The organism is Pseudomonas sp. P1_F1_2, assembly GCF_056405815.1.
In genome coordinates, this window is the sequence record NZ_JBFUBK010000032.1 from 38,466 (window position 1) to 56,998 (window position 18,533).

Consider the following 18,533-nt stretch of genomic DNA (forward strand, 5'->3'; position numbering starts at 1 on the left):
GAGCGTTCATTGCACGATGACCACTTCTTCGGTGTCGCTGCCGCCATTGGATGACGTCACTCGAACCTGGGCTGGCGGATTCGGCGAGATGCCGGTGGCCAGGCTTTTCACTGCGCCATCGCCAATGAGGGCGCCGATGGCGACCCCGGTACCCGTGGTGGCGGTGAGCACCGGTGGTGAGGTTTCATCACTGGTCGAGGCGACGATGGTGATTTGTCCGCTGTTCAGGCTGTACTCGGCACGGGAAATCACCACAAGGTCGGTCAGGGGCGACGACAGGGTAGTGGGAGTGCTACTGGCGATGGCCAGGTGGTTGTCGGCAGTCACTTGCAGGGTGCTCGGCAACGTCGGATCGGTCGAAGACTGCGCATACCAGTGGCCGGTGCTGTCCGCTTCGGTCAAGTTCAGCACCGGGTTATTGCTGTCCAGGGTCACAGTCGCCGGTGGCGGCGGGGCCAGGACGAAAACATCCTGCTGGGCCTCAGGCGCACTGGTGCCGGCATGCCGTGAATAGGTGCTGCGCTGCGCAATGACCGGGGTTGGCCGGACCACGCTGGACAGCTTGCCGGAGACAGCAAAGAGGGTGGTACGCAAGTCCAGGCCATTGGGACCTTCGATGCGCACGTAGTTGGTGTTGAACGGGCTGCCGGTGACGGCTTCCGTGAGGTTCGGGTCGCCGACGAATTGTTCGGCGGCGCCGTTGACCGGGTTGGTCTCGGTATAAGGACCGTTGACACTGCGCAAGAATGGCCCGACATCGCCCTTGAGCGCGCCGTCATAGGTTTTCGCTGCGCCGATGCCGATGTCCCGCGTCATGTTGATCGCCCGCCGCCCAGGGGTATCGACGGTGAACACTTCGACGCCGTAGGGGTGGGTCACGACATAGGTCCCGGCAACGGGCACATCGATGCGGATGCGGATTCGCGCGAAGCTGATCTGGTCGCCTTCCACGGGGTCGCCGCCGCTGAAGGCGGCTTCGACTGCCGAGACATAAGTAAGGTCGATGCCTCTGGCCGCATCGACGATGGTGGTTTCGCCGGTCGCCCAGAACGCTTCGTCAGGGAAGTTGGTCGGGAAGACCATCGGTTGGGTGTCGTCGAAAACACCTGGTGCGGGAATCAACGAGCACATGTACGTCGGGGCGCCAGGGGCGCTGGGTACCCTGGAACTGACAGCCTTGGACAGGCATAAGTCCAGGGTGCGGCCGTGGGTGTCTTGGTACCAAGCAGCGAAATTGCCGTTGGCGGGCAAGTAGGGTCCGGCGTCCACGGCAAACAGCGTCGCGTGCGCAACGCCTTGAGCCAGAGCGGTCACGACCAGGGCGGTCGCGGTTTTGGACAGTAAAGGGTGCATGAGTATTCCCTCTATCAGAGTACCGCCCCTCGGGGACGGGTCAGTTGCGGGTGAGGTCGGCAACTTCCATACCAATCTTTGAAAACTGGCGGCAGAGGCCCGTAGTGATGGCGTGGGGTGCTACTAAGGTCTGACGGCGACGGACACCGAAGCGGGCGACTGTCCCCACTTTTGGGGGTGGATGGGGCCAGTGGGTAGGTGGGGAAAAGAGGGGGGGAGCCCCCCGGAAATGGGCAATCGCCGAGCAGTGGGCTATAACCCTATAGGGAGTACCGGGGAACATCGGCCATGAATTCGCAAGTAACAGCCCTTCTCAAAGAACAGGGTGATATTCGCTTGAGCTCGCGCAAACGGCCGTTCAATCTGCTGCGCTGGTTTTCGCTGATCAGCATGGCGGTGATCGGCACGGTGGCGGTGGCATTGGGGGCTGTGTCCACGCGTTTCGTGATTACCGAAAGCGTGCAGCGCGATGCATTGCTGACCTCCCAGTTCATTGAAGCGATTGCCTCGGCGGAGGTGCGCCATGTCTCGATCCCTAACGTGCGGACCATGGGCGAGCTGCTCGACCCACRCAAGGACAAGGATTTCCCCGACGTCGACCCGATGGCCCGTGCCAGTGCCCGGGGCGAGTTCCTTGACCATGTCGCACATTTGCCCGACGTGATCCTGGCCAACATTTATTCGCCTGATCGTATGGTGATCTGGTCGACCAATCCGGCATTGATGGGCACCAGGATTCATGCCGATACCGATCTCGATCAAGCGTTCGCTTCCAAAACCCCGGTATCTGCCAGTTATCACAGCGTCGACAAAGGGCGTATGGAACAAAAGTTTGTCACGCCGCCGGACTACATATTTATTGAGAACTACATTCCCTTGTTCGATGCCGACCGCGAGACCGTCACTGCGATGGTCGAAATCTACAAGGAGCCCAAGGATTTGATCGAACGCATGGAGCGCGGCCTGGCGCTGATCTGGCTGGCCACCGCGTTGGGCGGCGGGCTGATTTACCTGGGGCTGTACTGGATCGTGCGGCGGGCGGCGATTCTATTGGCCACACAGCAAAAACAACTGATCACCAACGAAACCTTTGTTGTACTCGGGGAGATGTCTTCGGCAGTTGCCCATAGCCTGCGCAACCCGTTGGCGACGATCCGCTCAAGTGCCGAACTGGCGCTGGAGTTTGACAGCGGCCCGGCGCACAAGAACATCAACGATATCGTCGGGCAGGTGGACCGCATGTCGAAGTGGATCAGGGAATTGCTGCAATCCTTGCGCCCGCTCAACGATGAAGCGGAGCCGGTGAACCTGGTGGCGTGTTTGCATGACAGTCTGCTGGCCTTCGAGCATCAAATCGCCAAGGCGGGGATTCACGTGGTGTTTCAGCCGAAGGAAACGCCAATGGTGTTTAGCCAGCAGGTGCAACTGACGCAGATCCTCAATAGTTTGCTGGCCAATGCACTGGAAGCCATGGACGAGGGTGGCACCCTGACCATCACGCTAGAGCCAACCGATACCAAAGGTATTTGCGTGGTGGTGAGCGACACTGGCAAAGGCATGAGCGAAGAACAGCGCAGCATGGCATTCCGTCCGTTTTACACCACCAAGCAAGGCGGGCTGGGGGTCGGACTGGTGCTGGTCAAGCGAATCATGGATCGTTTCGGGGGCGGAGTTACCCTCAATAGCCGTGAAGGCGAGGGCACTACTGTCCGCTTGTCGTTTAATCGGATTCCCTGAAAGCGGGTATGAACTTTCCCCGTTAGCGGGTGTCAAGCCCCAGTCGTTTTTTMCGGATATGGCACATTGATGTTGATAAGCCATTGTTTTAGCGCGTGTTAATACTTTCGTATAAATCAGTTACAAATCTGGCGAGTTCTTTGCAAAACCCCATTACCCCCTTCACGACTTCGAGGCGGCTGGTGATGGAAAGAAAAGCTCGTTATCCCTACAAATGGTTTGGCCTATTGGCGCCTGTTGGCGTCGTTCTGACGATGACGCTGGGCACAGCGAGTCTGCGTGCCAGCCCGATCGATGACGAGCGACAGCCTGAACCCTCCGACCCTTCGGCTTACTACGATGAGCCGGCTGACGAAGCCACGGCGTTGAATGCGATTTTGAGCATGCCGGAGGCCAACCAGGACTCCTTCGATTTGCCCGATGGCGTCAAGGGCAACCGCGACGAAACGCGCATAGAGAACGTCCTGCCGCCTGCGGTGCAGACCAGTTTCAATTACCCCACCAATGGCAAGCCGAGTCCGTTGTTTGGTGCTCAGCCCTTTACTCAGCAATTGGTGTTGTTTGAAGAGTTCGGCCCGGAAAAACTCGATCCCACCACACCGGCGGCACCCTTGGGGTTTCCACCGGCAGCGATCGGCCCGTTGCCACAGCAGGACCCGACCAGTGTGGCCCGCAGTGCGCCACCGAGCGCGGCACTCGATGCCTTCATGCGTCAACCGGGGCTGACGCCGTTCCCCAGTCAGTTTTCCAACGTGGTGGACCGCAACCCTTGGCAGGCGCAGATCGAGATTTTCCTCAATCGCCATATCGGCTCGGCGGCTGAAGGTCGTCCGCCAGGAAAGGGTTGGTCACATCAGCGCTGGAATGAGTTCTACCCGCAAATGGCCTACAAAACCGTGCAAACCGGGGTGAGGACCAACACCGGGTGGCGTGACAGTCATCAGATGCATGGCTACGCCGTGGGCGAGTTTGGCCCCGGTGGCCTCTACCACAACGTCGCTGGTGTACAGGCCACCGATGGCACCGCCAAAGGCGTCGATGCGCGTTTCCACCCGAACATGCCGGTGCAGAATCACAACTCGGTCTGGACCTTCGACGGCACGTTGCCGCCTAAATTGCTGATGGTGCGTTACGGCCAGCCGGTATTGATGCGTCACTACAACGGCCTGCCAATCGACCCGTCGGCCAACATGGGCTTTGGCCTGCACACCATCACGACCCACGAACACAACGGCCACGCCCCGGCGGAAAGCGACGGTTATGCCAACGCGTTTTTCTTCCCTGGTCAGTATTACGACTATCGTTGGCCGATCCAGCTGGCCGGCTACGACACGATCAACACCGATGCGCACGATCCACGCGCGGCGTTCCCTTGCGCACCGGGCGAAACCCTGTGGACCAATGACATGAGCCCGAGCCGCAAGACCTGCGAGAACGGCACGATCAAGATCCGTGGCGACTGGCGCGAAACCATGAGCACCCACTGGTTCCACGACCACATGCTCGATTTCACCGCGCAGAACGTCTACAAGGGCAACGCGGCGATGATGAACTACTACAGCGCCCTGGACCGTGGCAATGAATCGGTGAACGACGGCGTCAACCTGCGTTTCCCAAGCGGCAGTGCGTTGCCGTGGGGTAACCGCGACTACGACGTCAACCTGGTGGTGGCCGACAAGGCTTGGGATCAAAGCGGTCAGCTGTGGTTCAACCCGTTCAACACCGACGGCTTCCTCGGTGACCAGGTGCTGGTCAACTGGCAATGGAAACCGACCCTGGATGTGCGCGCTCGCAGCTACCGCTTCCGTATCCTCAATGGCTCGGTGTCGCGTTACTACAAGCTGGCGATGGTGCGGGAAATCAAAGGCACCAGCGGCGAATTCCAGGGCCCTAAAGGTTCGGGGGTGTCCTATTCCCGCGTGCCGTTCCACATGATTGCCAACGACGGCAACATCATGGAACACAGCGTGCCATTTGACGGCACCATGGACCTCGACGCCGACGGCGACAAACAGAACCACAACGCGATCCTGCCGACCCAAGGCATTGCCGAACGCTTCGACATCATCGTCAACTTCGCGAAAAACGGCATCAAGCCTGGCGACAAGGTGTTCTTCGTCAACCTGTTGGTGCATGACGACGGCAAAGGCCCGAAAGAGCCAGTGTCGCTGGCAGACGTGCTCTCCGAGAAATACCTGGCGGTGATCAAGCAAACCAGCAAAGGGCCGATGTGGGACAGGGGTGACCCGGCGGTGGGCAAGATCCTGCAACTCAACGTCAAGGCGTACACTGGTCAGGACCTGGCCATGGACCCGGCAGCGTACGAACCGGCCAAACCGGGTAAAGCCGAAGGCCTGGTGATGATCCCGCTGAAGATCCATCGCGACAACGCGGCCGACAAGGCGCTGCTCGCTCAGGCACGTCACCGCACCTTCACCTTCGGCCGGTCGGACGGCACCGATGAAGCACCGTGGACGGTCAAGACCGATGGCGGCTTCGGCTTCCACATGGACCCGCGTCGCTTGAACACCGCGACTCACTTGGCTAACGGTCCGACCGATGCGGGGGCTGCCGGTTTCGGCACCCTGGAGGTCTGGAACATCAAGCTCGGCGGCAGTGGCTGGAGCCACCCGGTGCATGTGCACTTMGAGGAGGGGATCATCCTCAGTCGAGGCGGCAAGGCGCCACCGGAATGGGAAAAGTGGGCGCGTAAGGACGTGTACCGCATCGGCTCGGAAAAAGACGGTCTGGACAATGTCGAGATGGCGATCAACTTCCGCGAATTCGCCGGGACCTACATGGAGCACTGTCACAACACCCAGCATGAAGACAACTCGATGCTGCTGCGTTGGGACATTGAGAAACCCGGGCAATTCCAGTTGATGCCAACACCGCTGCCAAGTTGGGATGGTGTGCGCTACGTCAACTCCGCCGCACTGCCTACCTTCCGTACTGGCGACGGCTTCGGCCCTAAAGTGACGGTCAAACCATGAAACGCCGCGAGGGAGCCGACATGAACACGAACATTCACACGCCGCGCTCCCGCGCCTTGGGCATGCACCTGATATTGGTACTGGTTGTCTGTTTGTTGGCCAGTCAGGTGCTGCTGGCCCATGAGGGTGTGCTGGCGCCGACGGAGTCGGCGACACCCTGGGGCGGCGATTATTTCCCCAACACCCTGCTGACCGACCAGGACGGTCAGCAGGTGCACTTTTTCGATGACCTGATCAAAGACAAGGTGGTGGTGATCAACTTCATCTTCACCTCATGCAGCGACTCCTGCCCGCTGGAAACCGCACGCCTGCGCCAGGTGCAAAAGCTGCTCGGCGACCGGGTCGGCCAGGACATCTTTTTCTACTCCATCAGCATCGATCCCTTGAGTGACACACCCGAAGTGCTCAAGGCCTATGCGCAACGCTTCAAGGTCGGGCCGGGCTGGAAATTCCTCACCGGGGAATTTGCCGACGTCACCGAGCTGCGCAAGAAACTCGGGCTGTTCATTGAAGGCGTCGACAACGGGCGCAGCAAGGACCACAACCTGAGCCTGATCGTCGGCAACCAGAGCACCGGTCGCTGGATGAAAGCATCACCGTTCGAGAATCCGTGGATTCTGGCCGATCAGTTGGCCAACACTTTGCAGAACTGGAAAAAAGCCAGCGTTGAACAAAGCTACGCCAACGCCCCGGAAATTCGCCCGCCCAGCAATGGCGAAGAACTGTTTCGCACCCGTTGCGCGTCGTGTCACAGCCTTGGACCGATGGACGGCCAGGGCATTGGCATGCGCAGCATTGGCCCGGACCTGATCGGTGTGACCCGTCAACGCGACCCGGCCTGGCTCAACCGCTGGATTCGCGAGCCAGACCGCATGCTGAAAGAGAAAGACCCGATTGCCGTGGAGCTGTTCGAGCGTTACGAAAAAATCCCGATGCCGAACCTGCGTCTGGATGAGAAATCCGCGCAATCGATTATGGAATTTTTGCAGGAAGAAACCGATCGACAGCAGCCGTTGCAAGCGGCGCAGGCGCAATAGCGGCGAAATACTATCATTGGCTCAGTCAGGCACCGTCATTGACGCCTACACTGATCTGAAACACGGCTGAACAGGCTAGATACGAGCATCCAGGACACCCCCTATGCCGATACTCGAACAACAACAAGAACCGGCACCGATCACACCGGCTGTCGCAGGCCAGAGCCGGGGTGGGCAGTTCAATCTGTTGCGCTGGTTTTCCCTGGCCAGCTTTTTCATCATTGCCGCCGTGGCGTTGGGGCTTGGCTATATCTCCACGCGTTTTGTGGTGACCGAAAGCATCGAGCGCGATTCCATGCTGACCGCGCAATTCATTCAAGCCATAGGTGACGCCGAAATTCGCCATGCCTTGATCGACCCGGCCAGAACCATGGGCGAGATGCTCGACCCTCGGCTGGACAACGCTTATCCCGACGTGTCCCCAGGCACCCGTGCGGCGGCGCGCATTGAATTTCTCGATCACGTGGAGCACCTGCCGGACATTTTGTTGGCGACGGTGTACGCGCTGGATCGTACCGTGGTCTGGTCGACGAACCCGGAGTTGATCGGCGTGCGCATCAAAGACGATGATGAGCTGGACTCGTCCTTTGAAATGAAAGAGCTGGTGTCCACCAGCTACCACGAAATCGATGACGAGCGTCCCGAGCAGAAGCTGCTGCGCGAGCCGGAATACCTGTTCGTCGAGAATTACATCCCGATGTTCAATGCCGACAGAAGCAAAGTGGTCGCCATGGTTGAGATCTACAAGGAACCGGTCGACCTGGTGGAGCGCATCCAGCGTGGTTTCAAGGCCATCTGGCTGGCAACCGTACTCGGCGGCCTGGTCATCTACCTTGGGTTGTTCTGGATTGTGCGCCGTGCCTCGATGCTGCTGCAGAGCCAGCAGAAGCAATTGATCACCAATGAAACGTTCGTCGCCCTGGGGGAAATGTCCTCGGCGGTGGCACACAGTTTGCGTAATCCACTGGCCAACATTCGTTCCAGCGCCGAACTGGCCCAGGAAATCGCCAGCCAGAATGCGCAGAAGAACATAGGTGACATCATCAGTCAGGTCGATCGCATGTCACGCTGGGTTCGGGAATTGCTGGTGTCGTTACGGCCGATGAATGACGACTGCGAAACGGTCGATCTGGTGCTGGCCATCGATGACACCCTGAGTGCATTCGATGCGCTGATCAAACGGTCGAACGTGCAGGTGCGATTCACGCCTCAAGCCTGCCCACCGGTCGTCAGCCAACAGGTGCTGCTGACGCAAATTCTCAATAGCCTGTTTGCCAACGCCCTGGAAGCCATGCCCAAGGGTGGTCAATTGAGTATTGATATCGAACAGCCACAACCCGGCCATGTGCGCATGACCCTTAGTGATACCGGCAAAGGCATGACCAAGCAGCAGCAACAGATGGTCTTCAAGCCGTTTTTCACCACCAAACAAGGAGGGCTGGGCGTAGGCCTGGCCCTGGTAAAACGAATAATGGAGCGTTTCGAAGGCTCGGTCGAACTGATCAGCCAGGAGCAGGAGGGAACCCGCGTTTGTCTCAATTTTAAAGCGGCAACGGGAGGGGAATATGGAGCACAGCATATTGCTGGTCGAGGATGACGAAATCCTCGCCGAGAATATTCAGACCTACCTGGAGCGTAAAGACTTCGAGGTAACGGTCTGCCATTCTGCTGAAGATGCACTGGTGCAATTGGGAGCGTTCGCCCCTGACGTGGTGTTGACCGACAACTCGTTGCCTGGCATGAGTGGTCACGACTTGATCCAGAAGCTGCGCGTCAGCGCGCCGGATCTGAAAGTGATCATGATGACCGGTTACGGCAATGTCGAAGATGCCGTGGTGGCGATGAAAGAGGGGGCTTTCCACTACGTCACTAAACCGGTGGCCTTGCCTGAGCTCAAGCTCTTGCTGGACAAGGCGCTGGCCACTGATCGCATGGAGCGCACGTTGTCGTTCTATCAGGAGCGCGAGGCGCAGAAATCCGGCGTGCAGGCACTGATTGGTGAATCGGCGCCGATGCACTACCTGAAGAACACCATCGCCCAGTTGCTCGACGCCGAGCGGCGCATGGCCAACACCGACTTGCCGCCCGTATTGGTGGAGGGTGAGACCGGCACCGGTAAAGAACTGGTGGCCCGCGCGCTGCACTTCGACGGCCCGCGCAGCAAAGGCCCGTTCATTGAATTCAACTGCGCATCGATCCCTTCCAATCTGGTGGAGTCGGAACTGTTCGGCCACGAGAAGGGCGCCTTTACCGATGCCAAGGACCGCCGTGTCGGTCTGGTGGAAGCGGCCGATGGTGGTACGTTGTTTCTTGATGAAATCGGTGAGATGGATTTGTTGCTGCAAGCCAAACTGCTGAAACTCTTGGAAGACCGGACCATTCGTCGGGTCGGTTCGGTGAAGGAGCGCAAGGTCGACTTGCGGGTGATCAGCGCCACTAACTGCAACCTCGAACAGATGGTGCAGCAGGGCAAGTTTCGCCGTGACTTGTTCTTCCGCCTGCGGATCATCTCCATCAAAGTGCCGCGCCTGTATGCCCGTGGCGAAGACATTCTGCTACTGGCCCGGCACTTTTTAGCCGTCCATGGCAAACGCTATGGCAAACCGAACCTGCATTTCAGTGATCAGGCTGAAGAACTGCTGCTCAGCTATAGCTGGCCGGGCAACGTGCGTGAGTTGCGCAACATGCTTGAGCAAACCGTGCTGCTGGCGCAAAGCGACACCATCGCCGCGCATCAGTTGAACGTCTGCCTCAGCCTGGTGGATGACCCGCCGATGTATCAGCATGAGCCGCAAAACCACGAACCACGCCCGATCTACAACGGCACTGAGTCGATGAACCTGCCTGAAGTCGAGCGCGACATGGTGCGCAAGATGCTCGACAAGACTGACTGGAACGTCACCAAGTCCGCACGGCTGCTGGGCCTGAGCCGAGACATGCTGCGTTACCGGATCGAAAAACTCGGCCTGGCACGTCCGGACAAACGCCAGTGGTAGGCATTGACCTGTGTTACAAGGCGGGGCCCTGGCGCAGGCATGACAACATGCAGCTCGGGTCCTCGACTTCCTGGTTCACGTAGACGCCGTGTTCCTCGTCGTAGGTGCGAATGAACACTCGCACCGACGCGTCCGCCACCGTCGGCAAGCGGGAGTCGTGGAACACGTGCTGACTCGACACCGGGATGAACGTTTGTGGAGAAGACGAAATGTACGCGCCCGGCGGAACAATACTCATGGAGGGCGGCACCGGGTGGGAAAAGGGTTGATCCTTCCCGTAATAGTTGAATTCACTGCTTGATTGGTCGGTTTCCATCAGGCTGTCATCCGCGTGCACGCCGGTGGCGACCAGGCAAAGGGCAAGCAACAGCGTTTGTTCGAACGTCTTCATGGCAACACCTGCGAAGTCGGATTTCCCGTGTTTCCCCAAGGTCATTAACTATAGCGCTCCCGTGTAAAAAACGTCCGTGAGGCGCCGATTGCGGCTGGTCGCACAAGCCCTCAAACCCGGCGACACTCGGCCCATCTACACATTTACACCCCCCATCCCTCCCTCACAGCCTTGCGAATCCCCTCCAGCAACATCGCAAACGCCGGGTTGTCATTGTTCTCGCGCCAGATCAAATGCAGCTCGCTCTGTACGCCTTCCCCCAGATCGATATCCCGAAACACCACGTTCTTGAACACCACGCTGGTGGCGCAGCGAGGGACCAGGGCCAGGCCCATTCCGGCGTTGACCAGCGCCAGAATCGTCAGTGACGAACCGAGCCATTGCACGTATTCCGGAGCGACGCGGGCTGAGCGCAGCATGCCGGTCAATAGTTCGTTGAAGGGCGGGTAGGCGGCGTGGGAGTACATCAGGAACGGTTGCGCGTCGAGGTCTTTGACGGACACGGTTTCGGCACTGGCCAGCGGGTGGCGACTGGGGACGGCCAAGACAAAGGGCTCGCGCACCAGGCACTCGGTGGCGTAACCCGGTTCCAGCAAGGGCGCGCGGACGATACCCAGATCGATACGCCGGGCGCGAAGGGCTTCGTGCTGCTGGTAGGTGTTCATCTCCGCCAGATCGATTTTGACGTGGGGTTGTTTGAGCCGTGCTTCGGCTATGACCTTGGGCAGGAACTCGTACACGGCGCTGCCCACGAAGCTGATGTTGACCGAACCAATGTCGCCTTCGGCAAAACGCCGGGCAGTGACGGCGGCTTGCTGGGCGCGCTCCAGCAAGTTCTGCGCTTCGATGAAGAAGGCGCGGCCGGCGGCGGTGAGGGCGACGCTGCGGGTGGAGCGGGTGAACAACTCGACACCCAGGTGATGCTCCAACAATTGGATCTGTCGACTCAGGGGCGGTTGAGTCATGTTCAGTCGTTCGGCGGCACGACGGAAGTTGAGTTCAGTGGCCACGGTGGTGAAGCAGCGCAGTTGGGTCAGTTCGAACATTGATCTAATCCGGGTATCAATCGAATGCCAGTTTAGATTAGACGGGATCAATTGCCGCGTCCATGATCGGTTCGTCCCTAAAAAAACAATGTCGGGAGTCGCCCTTTGAAAACCCTCCAGAGTCCGCCGGACCCGAATGTGCTTGCCCGCGCCGCGGCCAAGGTGAAGCGCCATGTGTTGCCGCTGTTTGTGGTGATGTTCATCGTCAACTACATCGACCGGGTCAACATCGGCTTCGTACGCAGCCACATGGAAACCGACCTGGGCATCGGCGCAGCGGCCTATGGCCTGGGCGCCGGGCTGTTCTTCATCGGTTACGCGATATTCGAAGTACCCTCCAACATGCTGCTGCAGCGTTACGGTGCTCGTGCCTGGTTGACGCGCATCATGTTCACTTGGGGCGCAGCTGCCATGGCCATGGCCTTCGTGCGTGGCGAAACCAGCTTCTATGTACTGCGCTTCATTCTCGGCGCGGCCGAAGCGGGTTTTTTTCCGGGCATCATTTACTACTTCACCCAGTGGCTGCCGTCGACTGAACGGGGCAAAGCCATGGCGATCTTTCTCAGCGGTTCGGCCATTGCTTCGGTCATTTCCGGCCCGGTGTCCGGTGCGCTGCTGAACGTCAGCGGTTTCAGCCTGCATGGCTGGCAGTGGATGTTCCTGATTGAAGGCTTCGCCTCCATCGTCCTGTGCGGTTTTGTCTGGTCCTGGCTGCAATCCCATCCGCGTGAAGCGAAATGGCTGAGCGTCGAAGAAAAAGACGCCCTGACTGGCGCCATCGCGCTGGAACAGCAAGCTCGCGAAGCCGCGCAGACGATCAAGCCGTCGATGTTCAAACTGCTGGCCGACAAGCAAATTGCCCTGTTCTGTTTTATCTACTTTTCCATTGCCCTGACCATCTATGGCGCCACGTTCTGGCTGCCGAGCATGATCAAAAAAATGGGCAACCTCGGTGACTTCCAGGTCGGCCTGTTCAACTCGATACCGTGGCTGATTTCCATCGTCGCTATGTATGGCTTCGCCGCCATGGCCAGCAAGTGGAAATACCAGCAGGCCTGGGTGGCGTTGACGCTGGTGATTGCGGCGTTCGGCATGTTCATGTCGACCACCGGCGGACCGATCTTCGCCTTTGTCGCCATCTGTTTTGCGGCCATTGGTTTCAAGGCCGCCTCGGCGTTGTTCTGGCCGATTCCGCAAGGCTATCTGGATGCGCGCATCGCCGCGGCGGTGATCGCCCTGATCAACTCCATCGGCAACCTGGGTGGTTTCGTGGCCCCGACGGCGTTCGGTTTTCTCGAACAAAAAACCGGGTCTATCGAGGGTGGGCTTTACGGCCTGGCCGCCACATCCCTGGTCGCGGCCGTGGTGATCTTTTTCGCTCGCACGGCCCCTCGTGGCGACGCCTTGCGCTCGCTGAACGGCAAACCCGCGGAGGACGCCGCCTGCAAAACATCCACCAGTCAACCCGCCTTGAGTTCAGGTTCAAAGGGAGCAGCCTCTTGAAAATCAAACGAGTCACCGTCACCCCCATCGCTTTCCGTGATCCGCCACTGCTCAATGCCAGTGGTATCCACGAGCCGTTCGCGCTGCGCTCGATCATCGAGATCGAGAGCGACAATGGCTACATTGGCCTGGGTGAGAGCTACGGCGACGCTCCGGCGCTGGCGATCCAGCAGCAATTGCAAGACAAGCTGATCGGCCTCGACCCGTTCAACCTCAATCAGCTGCGCGCCATCGTCCAGGCCACCGTGGCGGCGAACAAACCGGCGAGCATCGCCGGCGCGGAACTGGCGCCCGGTTCTCACGCCAGCAAAGCGGTGAGCAACGCGTATTCGGCGTTCGAAGTGGCGTTCCTGGATTTGCAGGCGCACTCGCTGAACGTGCCGTTGGTGGACTTGCTCGGCGGTGCGATCCGTGACGAGATTCCGTTCAGCGCCTACCTGTTTTTCAAGTACGCCCAGCACATTGATTCGCCTTACAAGCCCGACAGCTGGGGGGAAGCGCTGAACGAAGAACAGATCGTCGCCCAGGCTCGGCGCATGATCGAGACCTATGGTTTCAAGAGCATCAAGCTCAAGGCTGGCGCGCTGGAGCCGGAGCATGAAGTGGCGTGCATCAAGGCGCTGAAAAAGGCCTTCCCGGGTTACCCGCTGCGGATCGATCCGAACGCTAACTGGTCCCTGGAAACCTCGATTCGCATGGCTGAATTGCTGGGCGACGACCTGCAATATTACGAAGACCCGACGCCGGGCCTGGAAGGGATGTCCGAACTGCACAAACGCACCGGCCTGCCGCTGGCGACCAATATGGTGGTCACCGATTTCGATGAGTTTCGCCGCAGTGTGGCCTTGAACAGCGTGCAGATTGTCCTCGCCGATCACCATTATTGGGGCGGCCTGCGCGACACTCAGGCGCTGGCGAAAATGTGCCAGACCTTTGGTTTGGGCGTGTCCATGCATTCCAATTCGCACCTGGGCATCAGCCTGATGGCCATGGCCCACGTCGCCGCGTCGGTGCCGAATCTCGATTACGCCTGCGACACGCATTACCCGTGGCAGGAGCCGAACGAAGAAGTGATCAAGGGCGGCAAGCTGCCGATCGTCGATGGTTGCGTGAAAATCACCCGCGCGCCGGGGTTGGGCCTGGAGCTGGATCACGATCAACTCGGCAAACTGCATGACCAATACCTGACGTGCGGCATTCGCCAGCGCGATGATGTGAAACAGATGCAGCGTTACAAGCCTGAGTGGAAAACCATCAAGCCACGTTTTTGAAATCTAGCTAACAGTGGCTTTCAGTGAGCCGAGAGGTTCACTGAAAACCCCGGTTTGTGACCACCAAAAAACCTGTGGGAGCGGGCTTGCCCGCGATGAGGCCCCACCTATCAACACACCTCTGAAGGCTGCACCCACCGCGTCCGATACACCCCCGGCGCACACCCCAGCCAGCGCAAACAGGCGCGGTTAAAACTCTGCACATCGCTGTAGCCCAACCGGTCGGAAATCTCCACCAACTCCAGGTCTGCCGCCTGCAACAAATCTTCCGCGCGGCAGCGCCGGTACTCATCCTGCAGCTGCGAAAAACTCCACCCCAGCGCCTTTAACCGGCGTGCCGCCGTGCGTTCCAGCAAATGATGGTCGTTACAAAACTGCTGCCAGTTGGCGCTGGCCAGATCGGCGATCAAATGGTCGCTGACTTGCTCCAGCAACGTAGGCTCGCTGTTGCGCCGGGTCTGTTCCAGCAACTCCACCAGTGTGTGTTCCAGCTCATGGTTGCCCGGCGTCAGCGCGGTCACGAACAACTGTCGGTCCAGGCGAATCGAAGGGTGCGGTTGTGCCCAATGCACCGGTGCGCGGAACGCCTGTTCGTGATCGGTCGGGTTGGCGGTCCTTGGCCACGCGAGGCCAACACTCAACACCGGATCACGTTCCAGGCCACTGGCGAGAAACTTGCGGCGCAGCATGCTGCACAGGCTGATGAGGATGTAATCGGTGGTCGCCGCACCGGCTTTCACGCTGCCGCAGTCGAGCAGGCGCAATTCCACACCGTCATCGCTGCGCACGATCTGGGCCTGGAAATGCCCGTTGAAGAACGGGAAAAACCGCTCGAAATACGCGCAGGCACTTTCCAGTGACGCCGCCACGTCGAACAGGTAGGTCAGGCCGTTGGTGGCGGTGGAAACGAAGCGACGGCCCGCCGCCAGACCGATCAACGGGTCGCCGGTCTGCTCCAGCGCAAAGGTCCAGAAGCGCCGCGACAGGAACAACGGAATGCGCATGAAGGGCGTGCGCAGCTCGAACAGGCTGCGTCGAAACAGACCTTCGAGGGTATCCCGGGCAACGCCTCGGGCCAGCAGTTCTTCGATGGCCGGCAGCAAGGTCGGCGCATAAAACGCATTCGGTCTTGATTGATGGGACCTTGGTTGATGGGGCAGTCGCTGATCGCTTTTTGTCATGTAGGGCTCACAGCATGTTCCGGGACACTGGTTAGGCTGCTCGACGTTAAGCGATTTGCCGGAGCAAAACCATGCTTGATTTACGCCAGCTCGACCTGAACCTGCTGCTCGCCTTCGATGCCATTTACCAGCAACGCAGTGTCACCCGTGCCGCCGAAGTGATGTGCCTGTCGCAACCGGCCATGAGCAATGCGCTGCGCCGCCTGCGCGAATTGTGTGGCGATCCGCTGTTCATCAAAAGCCGTCTGGGCGTGACGCCGACGCTGGTCGCGCACCGTTTGGCGGACTATGTGCGCGCCGCCCTGGAATCATTGCGCGATGGTTTGCGGATGATTCCGGCGGCGCGGCAGAACAATCCGTTGTTACGCATCAGCTGCCTGGATTGCCTGCAACCGGTGCTGCTCGATGCCTTGCTCGAATCCCCCCAGGCCGACTGGCAGGTGCGCTATTTCCAGCCGCGCCGTCGCGATGCCTTGCAGGAGCTGGCCAGCGGCAAACTCGACATCCTCATCGACCTCGACCAACCGCTGGCCGGGCTCGCCGGGTTGCACAAGCAGGTGTTGCCGGCCGACCATTACGTGTTTGCCTATGGCGCCGCGCTCAAGGAACCGCCGCGCACCCTGCAAGCCTTTCTTGAGCAACCGCAGATTCAGATTTCCAGCCGCCGCGACGGCCTCAGCCCGGTGGACTTGCACCTGGGCTTGAAAGGTCTGCGCCGAACGATTGCGGTGAACACCCAAAGCACACTGGCCGCCAAGCTGATCGCGGATCGGCAGCCCTTCGGCATGAGTCTGCCGAGTCGGGTCGCCAGTGTACTCGGGCTTCAACAGGTGCCGTTGCCGCTGGACGAACCGGTAGAACTGAAGCTGGCGCTGTACATCGAGGGCCGTTACCGCTTTGAACGCAGCCGTGAAGAAGCAATGCATTGCCTGCTGCGCGCCTTGGGTGAGCCCCGAGCGATGATGCAGTCATTTGCGCGTCGCGCCTGATTCAAAAGCAACGCAGAACCCCTGTAGGAGCCGAGCTTGCTCGCGATGAGGCCATAACATTCAGCCTCTATGTGACTGATATGCCGCCATCGCGAGCAAGCTCGGCTCCTACAGGTTTTGCGGTGTTAGACCTGATCCACCGCGAGCAATCGCTGGTCCACCGCCAGGATCGCTTCCACCATCGCCAGCGCTGCCGGCGTCAAAGAATGACCGGGGCGGCTGACGATGCCGTAGTGCAACTGCAGGGCCGGGTCATCTCTGGGGATGTCGGTAAAGGTCAGCAAGTGGATATGCCCCTGGCTGGCCAGTTCATCGAGGGCTTCCATGGTCGCGATGCCGACGGCGTCGGAGTGCATGACCACCCGGCGAATCGCATCGAATTGCGCGCATTCGACGCTGGGGTTGAAGTCCGGCTCGCCCTGCACATCGGCGAGGATCTTGCGAATCATCGGCGGAATCCGGGTGCCGACCACGGCGTAGTCGAGCAGGGCGCGAAGGGGCAGGCGTTCACCCGTCGCCAAGGGGTGGCCGACGCGGCAAAAAAATCGCCCGCGACGGGGCCGCAACAGTTGCACCTGATACTGCGGATCACCGGTGAAGTAACGCGAATCGGCCACCAGAAATTCGATCTGCTGTTCACGCAGCCACAGCGCCAGTTGCTCCCAGTCGCCCAGGTGAAAGCTGGTGCGAATCGCCGGGTGCGCTTGAATGAACTGCGCCAGCGCTTCAGGCACCAACAGTTGCGCCGGGTAAGGACCGCAGCCGAAGTGCAGTTCGCCGCCCGTCAGGCCGTTGTATTGAGTCAGCTCGTTGTGCAGCGCCTGGCTGCCGGCGAGCAAGCGCCGGGCGTGTTGCAACACCAGTTCGCCCTGGCCGGTCAGGCGGAACTCGCGGCTGCTGCGTTCCACCAGGGCACAGCCGAGGTCCCGCTCCAGGGTCTGGATGCTGCGACTGAAGGCTGGTTGACTGAGGTTGATCGCCTCGGCGGCGCGGCCAAAATTACGGTAATCGGCGAGCGCCACGAGGTGGCGAAGCTGGCGTAGGTCCATCATGCGTCTCCTGCATTCCTGGAATACTTTTAATGCATTGGATCGATACCACGACCACTGGCATAACTACAACCCTGTTTACTCGTCGTAGCCTGCCATGCCTGATCAACCGTTCGTTTCCAGCGCCTTTACCCGCACCATTCTCAGCCACGCCCAACAGTCCGGTTTGTGCCGGGAGCAATTGCTGCAACGGGCCGGCATCAACTTGTCGTGCCACGATGGGCAAGGGCTGCCGGTTCCCGCGCACCTCGTCGAAAAGCTTTGGAGTGAATGTGAACGTCTGGGCGCGGGCGCGACGTTTGGCTGTGAACTGGTCAACGGGATGGCGACCAATTGCCTGCAAGGGCTGAACATTTTGCTGGACTCCGCCACGACCCTGCGCGCCAGCCTGGTCTGTTTCACCGAGTTCCTGCCACGTGTCACCAACTACGTGATGGCCGAACTGGAAGAGGCGCACGGGCAGGCCCGATTGCACCTGCGCGCGACGGACCAGCAACCGCATTTTTTCGGTCTGGATGCCGCGGCGTTGACCCTGGTGCGCAACATCGCCCGACGGGTCGGACGGGCGCCGGGCGAGGTGTTTGTCGAGGTCTGCCTCACGCCGCAACAGGCCGCGGGGCAGTGGTTACGCAGCGTCGGCATCGACGTGCACGAGGGGCCGCACCTGTGCCTGACATTGCCCTTGGCCAGCCTCGACGAACCGCTGCTGGGGGCCAATCCGTTCTTGCATCAAAGCATGCTCAGGCACTGGCAAACCGCCGCCGCGCACACCGCCCGCAGCGACAGCCTGGACATGGCGCGGCATTGGCTGACGGCCGGTGATCAACCCATCGAACGAATCGCCGAACGCCTTGGTTACCGCCAGCCGAGTAACTTCATCCGGGCCTTTCGCAAACAGTTCGGTATCACCCCCAAACAGTTTCGCCTCTCCTTGTAACCACACCGGTCTGTAGCAGCTGACGAGCTCCAGCGAGGCTGCGTCCGGCT

General features: G+C 59.9%; 14 protein-coding genes. 9 read left to right on the forward strand and 5 right to left on the reverse strand.

The window, feature by feature from the left end; genetic code table 11:
• Positions 1 to 6: 6 nt before the first annotated feature.
• Complete coding sequence (locus AC1D2P_RS12150; RefSeq protein ID WP_477757438.1) at positions 7 to 1,353, reverse strand: hypothetical protein; 1,347 nt, start codon at positions 1,351 to 1,353, stop codon at positions 7 to 9.
• A gap of 288 nt (positions 1,354 to 1,641) precedes the next feature.
• Between AC1D2P_RS12150 and AC1D2P_RS12155 the strand changes: the two genes are divergently transcribed.
• From AC1D2P_RS12155 to AC1D2P_RS12175, 5 genes are all read left to right on the forward strand, one after another.
• Positions 1,642 to 3,090 (forward strand): sensor histidine kinase, encoded by a 1,449-nt coding sequence (locus tag AC1D2P_RS12155; protein ID WP_477811444.1) that lies wholly within the window; start codon positions 1,642 to 1,644, stop codon positions 3,088 to 3,090.
• A gap of 185 nt (positions 3,091 to 3,275) precedes the next feature.
• Complete coding sequence (locus AC1D2P_RS12160; protein WP_477811445.1) at positions 3,276 to 6,083, forward strand: multicopper oxidase domain-containing protein; 2,808 nt, start codon at positions 3,276 to 3,278, stop codon at positions 6,081 to 6,083.
• Entirely contained in the window at positions 6,080 to 7,120 is a 1,041-nt protein-coding gene (locus AC1D2P_RS12165; protein WP_109787753.1) for an SCO family protein, read from the forward strand. Before AC1D2P_RS12160 ends, AC1D2P_RS12165 begins: the two co-directional genes overlap by 4 nt.
• 103 nt (positions 7,121 to 7,223) lie before the next feature.
• Entirely contained in the window at positions 7,224 to 8,717 is a 1,494-nt protein-coding gene (locus AC1D2P_RS12170; RefSeq protein ID WP_223524172.1) for a sensor histidine kinase, read from the forward strand.
• Positions 8,686 to 10,116: a sigma-54-dependent transcriptional regulator gene (locus tag AC1D2P_RS12175; RefSeq protein WP_109787751.1), complete on the forward strand. Its 1,431-nt coding sequence runs from the start codon at positions 8,686 to 8,688 to the stop codon at positions 10,114 to 10,116. The genes AC1D2P_RS12170 and AC1D2P_RS12175 overlap by 32 nt, the downstream gene beginning before the upstream one ends.
• A 13-nt stretch (positions 10,117 to 10,129) precedes the next feature.
• Here the strand turns inward: AC1D2P_RS12175 and AC1D2P_RS12180 are convergent, their stop codons facing one another.
• Positions 10,130 to 10,507 carry a hypothetical protein gene (locus AC1D2P_RS12180; RefSeq protein ID WP_109787795.1) on the reverse strand — a complete coding sequence of 126 codons (378 nt, stop codon included), beginning with the start codon at positions 10,505 to 10,507 and terminating at the stop codon, positions 10,130 to 10,132.
• A 143-nt stretch (positions 10,508 to 10,650) separates the two neighbouring features.
• The gene (locus AC1D2P_RS12185) at positions 10,651 to 11,553 is read right to left on the reverse strand and encodes a LysR family transcriptional regulator (RefSeq protein WP_477757439.1); all 903 of its coding nucleotides are present in this window, start codon (positions 11,551 to 11,553) and stop codon (positions 10,651 to 10,653) included.
• Between the two features lie 105 nt (positions 11,554 to 11,658).
• Between AC1D2P_RS12185 and AC1D2P_RS12190 the strand changes: the two genes are divergently transcribed.
• Complete coding sequence (locus AC1D2P_RS12190) at positions 11,659 to 13,056, forward strand: MFS transporter (protein ID WP_223524166.1); 1,398 nt, start codon at positions 11,659 to 11,661, stop codon at positions 13,054 to 13,056.
• Positions 13,053 to 14,327 (forward strand): glucarate dehydratase family protein, encoded by a 1,275-nt coding sequence (locus AC1D2P_RS12195; RefSeq protein ID WP_477757440.1) that lies wholly within the window; start codon positions 13,053 to 13,055, stop codon positions 14,325 to 14,327. Before AC1D2P_RS12190 ends, AC1D2P_RS12195 begins: the two co-directional genes overlap by 4 nt.
• Before the next feature lie 110 nt (positions 14,328 to 14,437).
• Here AC1D2P_RS12195 and AC1D2P_RS12200 read toward each other — a convergent pair whose 3' ends face one another.
• Positions 14,438 to 15,508 (reverse strand): AraC family transcriptional regulator ligand-binding domain-containing protein, encoded by a 1,071-nt coding sequence (locus AC1D2P_RS12200; protein WP_109787747.1) that lies wholly within the window; start codon positions 15,506 to 15,508, stop codon positions 14,438 to 14,440.
• A gap of 71 nt (positions 15,509 to 15,579) precedes the next feature.
• Here AC1D2P_RS12200 and AC1D2P_RS12205 point away from each other — a divergent pair, with 71 nt between their 5' ends.
• Positions 15,580 to 16,497, forward strand: a complete 918-nt coding sequence (locus AC1D2P_RS12205) for a LysR family transcriptional regulator (RefSeq protein ID WP_477757441.1) — start codon at positions 15,580 to 15,582, stop codon at positions 16,495 to 16,497.
• 125 nt (positions 16,498 to 16,622) lie between these two features.
• Here the strand turns inward: AC1D2P_RS12205 and AC1D2P_RS12210 are convergent, their stop codons facing one another.
• Complete coding sequence (locus AC1D2P_RS12210; RefSeq protein WP_109787745.1) at positions 16,623 to 17,546, reverse strand: LysR family transcriptional regulator; 924 nt, start codon at positions 17,544 to 17,546, stop codon at positions 16,623 to 16,625.
• Between the two features lie 97 nt (positions 17,547 to 17,643).
• On the opposite strand from AC1D2P_RS12210, the gene AC1D2P_RS12215 reads away from it, so the two are divergent.
• A complete protein-coding gene (locus tag AC1D2P_RS12215; RefSeq protein ID WP_046027912.1) occupies positions 17,644 to 18,483 on the forward strand; it encodes an AraC family transcriptional regulator in 840 nt (279 codons plus the stop codon).
• Positions 18,484 to 18,533 lie beyond the last annotated feature (50 nt).

Bases quoted from the DNA above. Each gene is read 5' to 3' on its own strand.
- AC1D2P_RS12150 (WP_477757438.1), bottom strand. From the start codon at position 1,353: ATGCACCCTTTACTGTCCAAAACCGCGACCGCCCTGGTCGTGACCGCT.
- AC1D2P_RS12165 (WP_109787753.1), top strand. From the start codon at position 6,080: ATGAAACGCCGCGAGGGAGCCGACATGAACACGAACATTCACACGCCG.
- AC1D2P_RS12170 (WP_223524172.1), top strand. From the start codon at position 7,224: ATGCCGATACTCGAACAACAACAAGAACCGGCACCGATCACACCGGCT.
- AC1D2P_RS12175 (WP_109787751.1), top strand. From the start codon at position 8,686: ATGGAGCACAGCATATTGCTGGTCGAGGATGACGAAATCCTCGCCGAG.
- AC1D2P_RS12180 (WP_109787795.1), bottom strand. From the start codon at position 10,507: ATGAAGACGTTCGAACAAACGCTGTTGCTTGCCCTTTGCCTGGTCGCC.
- AC1D2P_RS12185 (WP_477757439.1), bottom strand. From the start codon at position 11,553: ATGTTCGAACTGACCCAACTGCGCTGCTTCACCACCGTGGCCACTGAA.
- AC1D2P_RS12200 (WP_109787747.1), bottom strand. From the start codon at position 15,508: ATGACAAAAAGCGATCAGCGACTGCCCCATCAACCAAGGTCCCATCAA.
- AC1D2P_RS12205 (WP_477757441.1), top strand. From the start codon at position 15,580: ATGCTTGATTTACGCCAGCTCGACCTGAACCTGCTGCTCGCCTTCGAT.
- AC1D2P_RS12210 (WP_109787745.1), bottom strand. From the start codon at position 17,546: ATGGACCTACGCCAGCTTCGCCACCTCGTGGCGCTCGCCGATTACCGT.
- AC1D2P_RS12215 (WP_046027912.1), top strand. From the start codon at position 17,644: ATGCCTGATCAACCGTTCGTTTCCAGCGCCTTTACCCGCACCATTCTC.